Source organism: Bradyrhizobium sp. MOS001, assembly GCF_004634465.1.
GTDB classification, from domain to species: Bacteria; Pseudomonadota; Alphaproteobacteria; order Rhizobiales; family Xanthobacteraceae; genus Bradyrhizobium; species Bradyrhizobium barranii.
On the sequence record NZ_SPVJ01000004.1, the window covers coordinates 52,233 to 65,649 of the forward strand.

12 protein-coding genes are annotated in these 13,417 nt (G+C 65.4%); 4 read left to right on the forward strand and 8 right to left on the reverse strand.

Features of this window, described 5'->3' with window-relative positions; all coding sequences use genetic code 11:
• Window positions 1–21: 21 nt before the first annotated feature.
• Together CT676_RS07975 and CT676_RS43910 are read right to left on the reverse strand one after the other, a co-directional pair.
• Window positions 22–1,386: a DUF5107 domain-containing protein gene (locus CT676_RS07975; protein ID WP_135214315.1), complete on the reverse strand. Its 1,365-nt coding sequence runs from the start codon at window positions 1,384–1,386 to the stop codon at window positions 22–24.
• A gap of 78 nt (window positions 1,387–1,464) precedes the next feature.
• Complete coding sequence (locus CT676_RS43910) at window positions 1,465–2,265, reverse strand: hypothetical protein (protein ID WP_167767986.1); 801 nt, start codon at window positions 2,263–2,265, stop codon at window positions 1,465–1,467.
• Between the two features lie 107 nt (window positions 2,266–2,372).
• On the opposite strand from CT676_RS43910, the gene CT676_RS07985 reads away from it, so the two are divergent.
• The 3 genes from CT676_RS07985 (at window position 2,373) to CT676_RS07995 (ending at window position 5,831) form a co-directional block, all read left to right on the forward strand.
• Window positions 2,373–2,876, forward strand: coding sequence for a YaiI/YqxD family protein (locus CT676_RS07985; protein WP_135214316.1), 504 nt, complete (start codon window positions 2,373–2,375; stop codon window positions 2,874–2,876).
• A 2-nt stretch (window positions 2,877–2,878) separates the two neighbouring features.
• Window positions 2,879–4,690, forward strand: a complete 1,812-nt coding sequence (locus CT676_RS07990; protein ID WP_135214317.1) for an ATP-binding cassette domain-containing protein — start codon at window positions 2,879–2,881, stop codon at window positions 4,688–4,690.
• Window positions 4,691–4,751: 61 nt separating this feature from the next.
• Window positions 4,752–5,831, forward strand: coding sequence for a D-TA family PLP-dependent enzyme (locus CT676_RS07995; protein ID WP_135214318.1), 1,080 nt, complete (start codon window positions 4,752–4,754; stop codon window positions 5,829–5,831).
• Here the strand turns inward: CT676_RS07995 and CT676_RS08000 are convergent.
• Window positions 5,828–6,730, reverse strand: coding sequence for a LysR family transcriptional regulator (locus CT676_RS08000; protein ID WP_135214319.1), 903 nt, complete (start codon window positions 6,728–6,730; stop codon window positions 5,828–5,830). The genes CT676_RS07995 and CT676_RS08000 overlap by 4 nt on opposite strands.
• A 148-nt stretch (window positions 6,731–6,878) precedes the next feature.
• Here CT676_RS08000 and CT676_RS08005 point away from each other — a divergent pair, with 148 nt between their 5' ends.
• The gene (locus CT676_RS08005; protein ID WP_135214320.1) at window positions 6,879–7,946 is read left to right on the forward strand and encodes an MFS transporter; all 1,068 of its coding nucleotides are present in this window, start codon (window positions 6,879–6,881) and stop codon (window positions 7,944–7,946) included.
• On the opposite strand, the gene CT676_RS08010 is transcribed toward CT676_RS08005, so the two are convergent.
• From CT676_RS08010 to mmsB, 5 genes are all read right to left on the reverse strand, one after another.
• Window positions 7,947–9,167 carry a TIGR03862 family flavoprotein gene (locus CT676_RS08010; RefSeq protein ID WP_167767999.1) on the reverse strand — a complete coding sequence of 407 codons (1,221 nt, stop codon included), beginning with the start codon at window positions 9,165–9,167 and terminating at the stop codon, window positions 7,947–7,949.
• Window positions 9,164–10,081, reverse strand: a complete 918-nt coding sequence (locus tag CT676_RS08015; protein WP_071914878.1) for an SDR family NAD(P)-dependent oxidoreductase — start codon at window positions 10,079–10,081, stop codon at window positions 9,164–9,166. The genes CT676_RS08010 and CT676_RS08015 overlap by 4 nt, the downstream gene beginning before the upstream one ends.
• A 238-nt stretch (window positions 10,082–10,319) precedes the next feature.
• Window positions 10,320–10,799: a MaoC family dehydratase gene (locus CT676_RS08020; RefSeq protein ID WP_014495943.1), complete on the reverse strand. Its 480-nt coding sequence runs from the start codon at window positions 10,797–10,799 to the stop codon at window positions 10,320–10,322.
• The gene (locus CT676_RS08025; RefSeq protein WP_135214322.1) at window positions 10,800–12,515 is read right to left on the reverse strand and encodes an AMP-binding protein; all 1,716 of its coding nucleotides are present in this window, start codon (window positions 12,513–12,515) and stop codon (window positions 10,800–10,802) included.
• A complete protein-coding gene (mmsB, locus tag CT676_RS08030; protein WP_275552104.1) occupies window positions 12,515–13,411 on the reverse strand; it encodes a 3-hydroxyisobutyrate dehydrogenase in 897 nt (298 codons plus the stop codon). The genes CT676_RS08025 and mmsB overlap by 1 nt, the downstream gene beginning before the upstream one ends.
• Between the last annotated feature and the right edge of the window lie 6 nt (window positions 13,412–13,417).

Below are 13,417 nucleotides of genomic sequence, written 5' to 3' on the forward strand. Positions count from 1 at the left end.
CGACCGGCATTCCGGAAGAGATCACTTGATCGCCGTTTCGGCGGCGATCAACTCCTTTCCCTCCGTGGTCGTGATCGTTAGCCGTATCTTTTCCCCGCGACGGCCGTCGGCAATCGCTGCCGAAATGCGATTTCCGTTGTTCGGATCGGCGCTCACGACCCCGCTGAACAGAGCGATGTCACCCTGTTTCAACGTGACAAGCAACGGGATGGCCGGTTCGATGCTGAAGAACTCGAGAACGGCGTGAGACGCCTCGGCCGAGAAATTGATCAGGATTTTCTCGTTCGCATGCGTCACGTTGCTCATGCCAACGGTCGGGCTGTAGGTTTCCGGAATCGACACCTCACTGCGTGCGGGAAAGTCTGCGCTGTGGAAAAACTGGTCTGACACGCCCGCCCATAATTCGACATACGGCCGCCACTCGTTCGGATCCTTCCGGGCATCGGTTTCGCCGGTGAGTGACGGAAACCCCCACGTCCACATCTTCAAGCCCCGCGTGAGGGTATTGTCCGCAATGCGAATAATTCCTTCTGCATTGTCATGGTTGATGACGCCCCAGAAATTCCCGCCCTGCATATCTGGTGCAGCATAGGCGATGCCCATCGTTGGCCAGTTCTTGAAGTAGCGCAGGTTTTCGAAGCGCCGCCTGCCCATACCCGCGCTCTCGTCGCCGTCTGCCAGATTGGCCGACCAGGCAGGCGTCGTGTAAGTTCGGATCGGCGCGATGATTTCGGCGCCGCCCGTTGCCCTGGGATTTTTCGGCTCCGATCCCGGAGCGAGCGTCGTGCACGTCCAGTACTCGTATTGGACAGCCTCGTCGTTCGGATTCTTCAGCACCACGCGCGCATCGAGTGCGGCACGATCGGCCTTCAGCGTGACGTAGTAGCTCGCCTCGATGCCGGTCGCGCCCCTGAACTTGCTCGGCCGCGCGGAATAGTCGAAGTCATCCCGGAACGACATCACGACCGTGACTTCGTCGGCGCCCTCCTTCACCCCCCGGAAAGCCCACGGCTTCAGCCACGTCTTGCCGTGCTCGGCATCCGGGAACGTGGGAAAGATTCCGCCGTACACCATGAGCCAGTCGTAGTAGAAATTTCCGGCCTTCATGCCGTAGGGCACTCCGACTTCCGTTCGATAAAGCTGCTCGTGGCCGGTCGGCTTGTAGACGATGGAAAGAATACGCCCTCCGAATTCGGGCACGAGCGTTACCCTCAGATATCGATTCTCAAGCACGTAGGATTTGAAACTGCGTTCGACGATGATGCTTTTGTCGAGCGACCCGCTGACAAAGCCATTCTCCGCATCGACGGCGAACTTGACGGTGCTCCACGTCGTCGTCTGCTCGCTGAACGACACACTATCGGGCATCGGTGCGGCGGCATGCACGACGCAAGGCGCCTGGAGCGACAAAAGGAGTGCTATTCCGAAACAAACGAGGGCGCGCAAGGAGACCTCAACTGGCTTTCAGGCCGCCGCCTGCTCGCGCGGCTGGTAGATCGCAGTATGCTGGCAGTGCGCCAGCGGCGTCGTGCCGTTGGCGACGACCAGCGCGTCGAGCTCGACGAAGCGGTGGCCCTTCTTCTCGTAGTTCGCGGTGACTTTTGCCCGCGCTGTGATCTCGTCGCCGGCGCGCGCGGCCGACAGCAGCTGCATGCGGCTGCCGACATGGATCCACGGGCCCAAAATCGTGTTGTCGACGAGGACGCGGTTCATCACGCGCTGGATCAGACCGGGATGGCCGAGCCCCTCGCGCGCAAAAATCGGATCGGTTTCCCTGACGTCGGCGAGATAATCGGTCGCGTCCTGCCCGGCCCAGCGGCGCGGAATCGTGCCCAGCCATTTGCCGGTCTCGAAAGTCGCGGGGCTGACCGGCTTGCGTTCGGCTACGACCGGCACCGCCACATAGTCGTTCAGCGACACCACAGGCGCGGCCACCGGCAGGGAGGCCGTGCCCGTGGCACAGAGCTCGGTGCGGCTGAAGACCTCGATCGTGAGCAGGCCGTTGTGCTCGGTCGCATCGACATCGGCGGTCTCGCCATCATAGACCGGCTTGATGAAGCGGGCCTCGACCAGCCCGCGCGACAGGAAATCGCGGCCCCAGCGCGCCACCGGCACGTGCATCATGTAGGCGAAGACATCGACGCCGGGGACCAGCCCGCCGGAAAAGCCGAAGCGGCGCGCCACCGTGTCGTCATGCATCTTGTTTTCGGACTGTTTGGCGGTGTTGTAGGCCTCGACGCGGTAGGTTTCGAGCCGGTTCGGCATGGCGGGCCTTTCCCTGAATTCTTGTTGTTTCAGGGTTGATCGTAGGCCCCCGGGAACACCGGTCAATCCCCTCGCCTTTGCGGCCGGAATGGGGTACCACGCGGCGAATGACTGATACCCCCACCCGCATCTATGTCGACGCCGACGCCTGTCCGGTGAAGGACGAGATCTACCGTGTCGCGCTCCGGCACGGCGTGCCCGTGAGCGTGGTTGCCGGCAATTTTATTCGCGTTCCCCAGGATCCGTTCATTGAGCGGATTGCAGCGGGCGCCGGCATGGATGCCGCCGACGACTGGATCGCGGAGCGGGCCAAGCCGGGCGACGTCGTCGTGACATCGGACATTCCGCTGGCGAGCCGTTGCGTGAAAGCGGGCGCCGACGTGATCGCACCGAACGGCAAGCCGTTCACGGAAGAGTCGATCGGGATGACGCTGGCGGTGCGCAATCTGATGACGGATCTGCGCTCGGCCGGCGAGGTCACCGGCGGCCCACGTTCGTTCGCGCCGCGCGACCGCTCGGCGTTCCTCTCCGCGCTCGACCAGACGCTGCGCCGGATCCAGCGCCGCCGTGCCGACCAGGCCGCGACGAGCCAGAATTTGAATCAAGGCTAGTCATGGCGCCGCCCCTGATCCAACTCAAAGACATCAAGCTCACCTTTGGCGGCACGCCGCTGCTGAGCGGCGTCGAGCTCAACGTCGCGCCGGGCGAGCGCGTCTGCCTGATCGGCCGCAACGGCTCGGGCAAGTCGACGCTGCTGAAGATCGCAGCCGGCCTCGTCGAGCCCGACGGCGGCACGCGCTTCGTGCAGCCCGGCGCGACCGTTCGCTATCTGCCGCAGGAGCCGGATTTCGGCGACCACAAGACCACCCTCGCCTATGTCGAGGCGGGCCTTGCGCCCGGCGACGATCCGTACCAGGCGCGCTACCTCGTGGAGCAGCTCGGGCTTACCGGCAACGAGAACCCGGCCAACGTCTCCGGCGGCGAGGCCCGCCGTGCCGCGCTGGCTCGCGTGCTGGCGCCCTCGCCCGACATATTGCTGCTGGACGAGCCGACCAACCATCTGGACCTCTCCACCATCGAATGGCTGGAAAAGGAGCTCGACAGCCGCCGCGGCGCGCTGGTGATCATCAGCCATGACCGCCGTTTCCTCACCAATCTCTCGCGCTCGACCGCATGGCTCGACCGCGGCAAGATCAAGCAGATCGATCGTGGCTTCGCCTCGTTCGAGAGCTGGCGCGACGAGGTGCTCGCCGAGGAAGAGCGCGACCAGCACAAGCTCGACCGCAAGATCGTCGACGAGGAGCACTGGCTGCGCTACGGCGTCTCCGGCCGCCGCAAGCGCAACGTCAAGCGGCTCGGCAATCTGCATGCACTGCGCGACCAGCGCCGCAACTATCGCGGCACGGCCGGCACCGCCAGTCTCGCTGCGTCCGAAGCGGAGCAATCCGGCAAGCTGGTGATCGAGGCCAAGGGCATCAGCAAGGCCTTCGGCGACCGCGTGATCGTCGACAATTTCTCGACCCGCATCCAGCGCGGCGACCGGCTCGGCATCGTCGGACCGAACGGCGCCGGCAAGACCACGCTGGTCAACCTGCTCACCGGCGGCGCGGAGCCCGATGCCGGCATCGTGCGGCTCGGCGCCAATCTTGAGACGGCCACGCTCGACCAGCACCGCGAAAGCCTCGATCCCAAGTCGACGCTGGCCGAGGCGCTAACCGGCGGCCGTGGCGACCAGATCATGGTCGGCGGCAAACCGAAGCATGTGGTCGGCTACATGAAGGACTTCCTGTTCGCCCAGGAGCAGCGCGGCACGCCTGTCGAGGTGCTCTCGGGCGGTGAGCGCGGCAGGCTGATGCTGGCGCGCGCGCTGGCAAAGCCCTCGAACCTGCTGGTGCTGGACGAACCGACCAACGATCTCGACCTCGAAACGCTTGACGTGCTCGAGGACATGCTCGGCGACTACGAAGGCACGGTGATCCTGATCAGCCACGACCGCGACTTCCTTGACCGCGTCGTCACGTCCGTGATCGCCCCCGAAGGCAACGGCAAGTGGACCGAATATGCCGGCGGCTACAGCGACATGCTGGCGCAGCGCGGTGCCGACCTCAAGCGCGAGACCACGAAGGCGCAAGCCCCCGCGGAGAAGAAAGAGGAGCGGCTGGCTGCTCCGCCTGCCACGGCAAAGCGGCGGTTGAGCTTCAACGAGAAGCACGCGCTGGAAACGCTGCCGAAGAAGATCGAGACCCTGCACGCCGACATTGCCAAGCTGCAGCGCTTCCTCGATGATCCCAATCTCTACACCAAAGACCGCAAGAAATTCGACGACACCTCCGCCGCCATCGCCAAGGCGCATGACGAATTGTCCGCCGCCGAAGAGCGCTGGCTCGAACTGGAAATGCTCCGCGAAGAAATCGAGCAAGCGTAATTTGTAGGATGGGTTTCGCTTCGCTCTACCCATTCTACGGGTCCAGAAATAGAGAGATGACATGACCACTCCCCTCGCCGCCAAGATCGCCCGTGAATATGGCACGCCCTGCGCCGTCATCGACATGGACCGGGTCGAGCGCAACATCGCGCGGATCCAGAAGGCCTGCGACTATGCGGGTGTCGCCAACCGGCCGCACATCAAGACGCACAAGAACCCGACGATCGCGAAGCTGCAGGTCGCGGCGGGCGCGAAGGGCATCACCTGCCAGAAGCTCGGCGAAGCCGAGATCATGGCCAATGCCGGCATCGACGACATCCTGATCAGCTACAATCTGCTCGGCGAAGAGAAGATGGCACGCCTGGGCGCGCTGCAGGCGAAGGCGAACATGACGGTCGCGGCCGACAATTCGACGGTCGTCGCCGGCCTGCCCAGGGCAGCCGCGGCCTCGGGGCGTCCGCTCTCGGTCGTGGTCGAATGCGACACGGGGCGCAAGCGCGCGGGCGTCGAGACCCCGGCTGAGGCGATTGCGCTGGCCCGCGAGATCGCCGCGTCCAAGGGGCTCGAATTCGCCGGTTTCATGCTGTACCCGACCGAGACCGGTTGGGCCGACGCGCAGAAATTCTACGACGAGGCGCTGGCCGGCGTGCGCGCGCACGGGCTGGATGCCAAAATCGTCTCGACCGGCGGCACGCCGAACCTGAAGAATATCGGCAAGCTCAAGGGCGGCACCGAGCACCGCTTCGGCACCTATATCTACAACGACCGCATGCAGGTCGCCGCGGGCTCCGCCACCTGGGACGATTGCGCGCTGCACATCTATTCGACCGTCGTCAGCCGCGCCGCACCCGAGCGCGGCATTCTGGACGCCGGCTCGAAGACGCTGACGACGGACACCGGCGGGCTCGACGGCCACGGCCTGATCCTGGAGCACCCCGAGGCCAAAATTGCGCGCTTCGCGGAAGAACACGGCTTCCTCGACCTCTCGCGCAGCAACACAAGGCCGAACGTCGGCGACGTCGTCCGCATCGTGCCCAATCACGTTTGCGTCGTCGTCAACATGATGGACGAGGTGGTGATGGTGCGCGGCGAGGAGATCATCGGCACGCTGCCGGTGGCGGCGCGCGGGAAGCTGCGCTAGGCGCGAATTAGAGCTTGCAGCTCCCGATCCAGTCCGTCGCGGAACAGGTTGATCGGGCGAGTCAGTCGCCCGGCCGGCGGGCGATGCACCAGCCATGCGCGCACGGCGGGATTGAACTCCCGCGCAGCGACCGGCTTGAGCTTGTCGCGAAATGCGCTGCGCTTCAGCCCGATCGGCGTGACCAGGCCGACGCCCAGACCGCGTGACACCAGCGACAGCCGAAGCTCGCTGTCCAGCGCCTCCACAGCGACGGTGAACGGTAAATGCTCTGCATCGAAGCGACGCTTGAGTGTGTCGCGAAATCCGCAACCGTCCTGGTTGATCACCCACGAGAGCTGCGACAGGCGCTCCAGGTCGACGGTGCGCGGAATCTTCATGTCGCGCGCGACGACGAACACCACCGGCTGCGACCCGAGATCGTCGGCGACGAGATCGGCAGGCGGCGTTGCCCCGTCAGGCAGGCAGATCGCGGCGGCATCCAGCTCGTTGCGGCTGACCCGCTCGACTTGGTTGGGCGACCAGCCCGAGACGACGCGCACGCTCAGTGCCGGAAATTCGGCACGCACCGCGTCGAGCGGCGCGCTGAGTCCGGCCTCGGAGAGAAACGGCGTGAGGCCGAGCCTGAACTCGCCGCGTACAACGCCGTCATTGGCGACGCCTGACTTGAGGTCGTCCAGCATCCGAAGAAGGCGCCGGCCCTGCTCATAGGCCTCACGACCTGCGGCCGTGGGCTTCAACGGTTTCGACAGCCGGTCCAACAACTGCGCGCCCAGCATCTCCTCGAGATTCTGGATGCGCCGGGTTACGCCAGGCTGCGTGAGATTGAGGCGCGTCGAGGCGGCAACGATTGATCCGGTCTCGACCACAGCGACGAAGGCGACGAGGTCATGGGTATTCATAACTAACTCGCATATTCTTTATAGGCTTAATTGAATTGTAGCATATTAGTCACCCCGCTTAAAGGGGACCCCGTACCCTGCCCGCGAGGTCCCATGACCATCTCCGAAACCACCAAGCACGCATCCCCTGATCGGCCGGTCGCTGGCCATGACCGCCTGGCAGGCTGGCCTCGTCAGCACGCTAACGCTGCTCGGCTATGCGCTCGGCCTGTTGTTGCTGGTGCCGCTGGTCGATCTCATCGAGAACCGGCGCCTAATCCTGCGCACGCTCGGCTGCGCGATCTTCGCGGCGCTGGCAACGGCGCTCGCGCCGACGCCGTCGCTGCTATTGCTCGCCACGTTCATTCTCGGCGCCTCCTGCGCCGCGATCCAGATGATGGTTCCGCTCGTGGCTTCGATGGTGGCGCCCGAGCGTCGCGGCCAGGCCATCGGTGAAGTCATGAGTGGATTGATGATCGGCATCCTGCTGTCGCGGCCAGCAGCGAGCCTGATCGCAGATCTCTGGAGCTGGCGTGCCTATTATCTCGCCTCAGCCATCCTGATGACGTTCCTCGCAGGTGCGCTCGGCCGTTATCTGCCGACGCTGCGACCGGCAGCCCGCGTCGGCTACGGCGAATTGCTCCGCTCGTTCCCAAAGCTGCTGCGGGAAGAACCTGTGCTGCGCGTGCGGGCCTGGACCGCATCGCTGGTCATGGCCTCCTTCACCGCCTTCTGGTCGGCGGTCGCGCTGCGCCTGCCGGAGGCGCCATTCGGCCTCGACTCCAAGGGCATCGCGGCCTTCGCGCTGATCGGCGTCGCAGGCGCCGCGGCGACACCGCTCGCTGGCCGCTGGGGCGATAAGGGCTGGGCGCGCCCGCTGTTTCTTGTGGCGCATCTGCTCATCATCGGCTCGCTCGCGCTCTGCGCCGTGGCCGGTGCGATGGAGTCCCGCATGGCGGCTCTGCTGGTATTGAGCCTCGGCACGATCCTGCTCGACGTCGGCATCACCGCCGACCAGACGCTCGGCCGCCGCGCCATCAATCTGCTGCACCCCGAGGCGCGCGGCCGCATCAACGGCCTGTTCGTTGCGCTGTTCTTCATCGGCGGCGGCGTCGGCTCCGCAGCGGCCTCGCTGGCCTGGAGTTTTGGCGGCTGGACCGCTGTCTGCGTGGTCGCGGCGAGCTTTGGTGTGCTAGGTCTTCTCACCGATCTTCTGACCAGGACCGGCACGTCGTGATCAGGACGACGCGAGCCATCGCAACACGCCCCTTCCGGCCACCGCCCCCGTCGCAAACGACGCCTGCAACAGATAGCCGCCGGTCGGCGCCTCCCAGTCCAGCATCTCGCCGGCGGCGAATACGCCCGGCAGCTTGCGCAGCATGAAGTGGTCGTCGAGCTCGTCGAAGGTCACCCCGCCCGCCGTCGAGATGGCGCGCTCGATCGGTGCAACGCCGGTGAGCTGAACGGGAATGGCGTTGATCAGCTTCGCAAGCTCCGCCGGCGAGAACGTCGCCAGCGGCCGGCCGGATGCGATGGCGGCCTCCTGCATCAGGCCGATGCCCACCGGCGACAATTGCGCCGCCTTGCGCAGGAAATTTGCGAGCGATTGCTTGCCGCGCGTGCCCGACAGGCGCGTGGTCAGCGCGGCCACGTCGAGCTCGGGCCGCAATGCGATCGTCAACGTCGCCTGCCCGAGACCCAGCACCGCCTCGCGCAGCTCGGCCGACAACGCGTAGATGGCGCCACCTTCGATGCCGCTGCGCGTGATCATGGCTTCGCCGCGGACCGTATGCGCCCCGATCGTCAGCGCCACGCCCTTGAGCGGCTGGCCCTCAAAGCGGTCGCGGAACACGTCGGACCATGCGACGGTGAAGCCGGAATTAGCCGGCCGCAGCTTCGAGATCGCAACGCCTTTGGACGCAAGGATATCGGCCCAGCCGCCGTCGGAGCCCAGCCGCGGCCAGCTTGCGCCGCCGAGCGCCAGCACAGTGGCTTTGGCTTCGATCGGCCTTTGCCCATCGTTGGTGCGAAATAGCAACCGCCCCTCACCGTCCCAGCCGATCCAGCGATGACGAAAGGCAAAGCGTACCCCCGCGGCATCGAGCCGCCGCAGCCAGGCGCGCAACAACGGCGAGGCCTTGAATGCCTTCGGAAACACACGGCCGCTAGTGCCGACAAAGGTCGGCTCGCCCAGTGCTTCGCTCCAGACCCGTAGCGCCTCAGGGGAAAACGCCTCGATTGCCGCTCGCAGCCTTGGTGCTGCCTCGCGGTAGCGTGCCATGAACTCCGGCAGCGGCTCGCTGTGGGTGAGGTTGAGCCCGCCCCGACCGGCCATCAGGAATTTGCGGCCCGCGGACGGCATGCCATCGTAGACAGTGACGCGGGCGCCGCCCTGCGCCAGCACCTCCGCCGCCATCAGCCCGGCGGGACCGGCACCGATGACGGCGACGTCAGTCAGAGCTTGATCCCCGCTCGTGCCGCGGCCTGCGCCACGTATTTCTGCGTCTGCTCGAACGCGCCCTGCAGCGCCTTCGCCTTCGACATGTCGCTGATCTCGGCGAAATGCGCGGCGACCGCATCCGGCGTCCATTCGGATTCCGGCAGGTTGATGCCTTCGCTCTCCACAATCTTGATCACGGCGAAGGAGCCGGCACCGGCGCCCATGATGGTGCGGGTCGGTGCGTCCTCGCTCAGCATGTATTCGACAGCGGGCGTGATCGCGTTCGGCTTCATCAGTTGCAGCGCCTGTGGCGGCAGCAGCTCTTCCGTCATGCGGGTCGCCGCGGTCGGCGAGATGATGTTGACGCGGATGTCGGTCTTGCGGCCTTCCTCGGCCAGCACGTTCATCAGGCCGACCATGCCGGACTTGGCCGCGCCGTAATTGGCCTGGCCGAAATTGCCGTAGAGGCCGGAGGACGAGGTCGTCAGCACGATGCGCCCGTAATTGCGGTCGCGCATGCCGGCCCAGGCCGCCTTGCAGCAATAGAAGGTGCCGACGAGATGCACGTCGAGCACCTTCTGGAAATCGGCGGCCTCCATCTTGCCGAACGACTTGTCGCGCAGGATGCCTGCGTTGGCGCACATCAGGTCAACGCTGCCCCACTCCTTGGTGGCGCGCTCGACCATGGCGGTGACCTGCTCGAAATTGGAGACGTCGGCGCCGTCGGCCATCGCGGTGCCGCCGGCTTTGCGGATCTCCTCGACGACGGCTTCGGCCGGCGACAACGAGCCGCCGCTGCCGTCACGCGCGCCGCCGAAATCGTTGACGACGACCTTCGCGCCGCGGCTGGCCAGCCCCAGCGCATGCGCGCGTCCGAGGCCATTACCCGCGCCGGTGACGATGGCGACACGTCCGTCGAACCTAATTGCCATTGTGCTTCCTTGTGCTTTCTTCCCTTCTCCCCTTGTGGGAGAAGGTGGCGCGAAGCGCCGGATGAGGGGTCTCTCTCGGCAGATGAGCGTGTGGAGAGATACCCCTCACCCGGCTTCATCTCGCTCCGCTCGATTTCGCCACCCTCTCCCACAAGGGGAGAGGGTGCACCGAGCGCGATTTGGACAGCTTTTGAGCAGCGATGGGTTGCCGGGTCAAGCCCGGCAACGACGCATCGGGTCAGGCGAAATAGATCAACCCCAGCCAGTCGGCGACCAGCGCCGGCTTGTCCTCGCCCTCGATCTCCACCGTGACGTTGGTGCGGGACTGCAACTCGTTGGGCTTGCGCAGCTTGGCTTCCGCCAGCACGAAACGGCCGCGGACGCGTTTGCCTGAGCGCACCGGCGAGATGAAGCGCAGCTTGTCGAAGCCGTAATTGACGCCCATCGTGGTGCCGGCGATGACCGGCATCACCTCATAGGACATGATCGACAGCAGCGACATCGTCAGGAAGCCGTGGGCGATGGTGGTGCCGAAGGCGGTCTCTTTCTTCGCGCGCTCCGGATCGACATGGATGAACTGGTGATCCTCGATCACGTCGGCATACGTGTCGATGCGGGGCTGATCGACCAGGTGCCACGACGACACGCCGATCTCCTTGCCGACCATGGCCTGATAGGCTTCGAGGGAAATCGGCGGCTTCTTCCAGACTTCGTTCACTTAAGTCTCACTCCGTGTTTTCGGCAGCTCCGGAAAATCCTCTTCCCGGAATTCGCGACCGCGCAGGGGATCGTTGCGGTCGTCGTCGCGCTCCAGTCGTCTGAGCTGCACGCGGCGGATCTTGCCCGAGATCGTCTTCGGCAGCTCGGTGACGATTTCAAGGCGGCGGATGCGCTTGAACGGTGCAAGGCGCGTATGCAGATGCCTGAAGATCGAGAGCGCGGTCTCGGGCGAGCGCTCCGCACCTGATGTCAGCAGCACAAAGGCCTTGGGGATCGCGAGCCGGATCGGGTCCGGGCTCGGCACCACCGCAGCTTCTGCGACGAGCTCATGCTCGAGCAGCACGCTCTCGAGCTCGAACGGGCTGATGCGATAATCGGAGGATTTGAACACGTCGTCGGAACGGCCAACGAAGGTGAGATAGCCATCCTCGTCCGCGAACACGACGTCACCGCTGCGGTAGAGCGCGCCTTCCGCGCCCGAGAGCTTGCCGTTGTCGCCCTGATAGCCCTGCATCAGGCCGGCCGGACGGTCAGCCCCCAGCACCAGGGCCACCTCGCCTTCCTTCGCCGGATGGCCGTCGGCGTCGCTGACCTGCACGCGATAGCCCGGCAGCGGCCGGCCCATCGAGCCGACCTTGATCTTTTGCCCCGGCGAGTTGCCGGCCAGTGCGGTGGTCTCGGTCTGGCCGTAGCCGTCGCGGATGGTGAGACCCCAGGCGGCCTGCACCTGGTCGATCACTTCCGGATTGAGCGGCTCGCCGGCGCCGCAGACCTCGCGCAAGCTCACCTTGAACGCCGCAAGGTTCTCCTGGATGAACAGCCGCCACACCGTCGGCGGCGCGCACAGCGTGGTGACGCCGCAGCGGCCGATGGTGGCGAGCAGACCCTTGGCATCGAAGCGCGGCTGGTTGACCACGAACACGGTCGCACCCGCATTCCACGGCGCGAAGAAGCAGCTCCAGGCGTGCTTGGCCCAGCCGGGCGATGAGATGTTGAGGTGGACGTCGCCCGGCTTCAGCCCGATCCAATACATGGTCGAGAGATGGCCGACGGGATAACTGCGCTGGCTGTGCAGCACCAGCTTTGGTTTCGCCGTGGTGCCCGAGGTGAAATAGAGCAGCATCGGGTCGTCGGCATTGGTCGGACCGTCAGCCGTAAAGCTCTCCGAAGCCTTCGCTGCCTCGTCATAGGCAAGCCAGCCATCGGAGGCCGCACCGACGACGATGCGGACGATATTCTCAGCACCGAGGCTTGCGAATTTCGCGACCTGGTCTTGCGCTGCCACCACCGCCTTCGCCTTGCCGCGATCGAGCCGGTCGCGCAGCTCGTCCGCGGTGAGCAGCGTGGTGGCGGGAATCACGACGACGCCGAGCTTCATCGCCGCCAGCATCGTCTCCCACAACGGCACCACATTGCCGAGCAGCAGCAGCAGGTGGTCGCCGCGCTTCAGACCCTGCGCGCGCAGGAAGTTGGCGACCTGGTTGGAGCGCTGCGAGAGCGCCGCGAAAGACAGCTTGGTTTGCTTGTCCTGTGCGGCATCGACGATCCAGAGCGCGGGCCGGTCCTTGGTGTCCGCATCCTTCGCGAGCTCGTCGAACCAGTCGAGCGCCCAATTGAAGGGAACCGGATCGGGCCAGCGGAAGTCTTTGACCGCTGTCTCGTAATCCGTGCGGTGTTTAAGCAGAAACGCGCGCGCGTCCTGAAATGTCGTCATTAGGCTTTCCCGGCTAGCCCCCTAACGTGCTTGATAATTCCAGAAAAATCCACCCCGCCCTGCCCGGCGGCATCGAAGGACTGATAGATCTCCTGCGCATGCTTGCCGAGCGGCGTGGCCGCTCCCGCGGCCTTGGCGGCGTCCTGCGCCAGCGTCAGATCCTTCACCATCAGCGCCGAGGCAAAGCCCGGCTTGTAATCGTTGTTGGCGGGCGAGGTCGGCACCGGGCCCGGCACCGGGCAATAGGTCGTCAGCGACCAGCATTGGCCCGACGAGGTCGAGGCAACGTCGAACAGCGCCTGATGCGAGAGGCCGAGCTTCTCACCGAGCGCAAAGGCCTCGCTCACCGCGATCATGGAGATGCCGAGGATCATGTTGTTGCAAATCTTTGCCGCCTGACCGGCGCCGGCGCCGCCGCAATGCACGATCTTCTTGCCCATCTTCTCCAGCACCGGCTTTGCCGCCGCAAACGCACTCTCCTCGCCGCCGCACATGAAGGTGAGCGTCGCGCCCTTGGCACCCCCCGTGCCGCCGGACACCGGCGCATCGACCGAGAGCACGCCATGCTTGGCCGCCAGCGCATGCGCCTGACGCGCGCTCTCGACGTCGATGGTGGAGCTGTCGATGATCAGCGCTCCCTTGGCCATGGCCGGAACAACCTCGCTCCAGACGCCGAGCACGTGCTTGCCGGCCGGCAGCATGGTGACGACGACATCGGCTCCCTTCACCGCACCAGTGGCGCTATCGGCGATGCCGGCCCCATCGGCCTTGGCCTGATTGCGGGAGGCTTCGACGAGATCGAACGCCACCACCTTGTGGCCGGCCTTGACCAGATTGGCCGCCATCGGGCCGCCCATGTTGCCGAGACCGATGAATGCGATCGTGGCCATATCGATATCCTC

What these genes read in the sequence shown, in the direction of transcription:
- CT676_RS43910 (WP_167767986.1), bottom strand. Translation starts at nt 2,265, where the DNA reads ATGCCGAACCGGCTCGAAACCTACCGCGTCGAGGCCTACAACACCGCC.
- CT676_RS07985 (WP_135214316.1), top strand. Translation starts at nt 2,373, where the DNA reads ATGACTGATACCCCCACCCGCATCTATGTCGACGCCGACGCCTGTCCG.
- CT676_RS07990 (WP_135214317.1), top strand. Translation starts at nt 2,879, where the DNA reads ATGGCGCCGCCCCTGATCCAACTCAAAGACATCAAGCTCACCTTTGGC.
- CT676_RS07995 (WP_135214318.1), top strand. Translation starts at nt 4,752, where the DNA reads ATGACCACTCCCCTCGCCGCCAAGATCGCCCGTGAATATGGCACGCCC.
- CT676_RS08000 (WP_135214319.1), bottom strand. Translation starts at nt 6,730, where the DNA reads ATGAATACCCATGACCTCGTCGCCTTCGTCGCTGTGGTCGAGACCGGA.
- CT676_RS08005 (WP_135214320.1), top strand. Translation starts at nt 6,879, where the DNA reads ATGACCGCCTGGCAGGCTGGCCTCGTCAGCACGCTAACGCTGCTCGGC.
- CT676_RS08015 (WP_071914878.1), bottom strand. Translation starts at nt 10,081, where the DNA reads ATGGCAATTAGGTTCGACGGACGTGTCGCCATCGTCACCGGCGCGGGT.
- CT676_RS08025 (WP_135214322.1), bottom strand. Translation starts at nt 12,515, where the DNA reads ATGACGACATTTCAGGACGCGCGCGCGTTTCTGCTTAAACACCGCACG.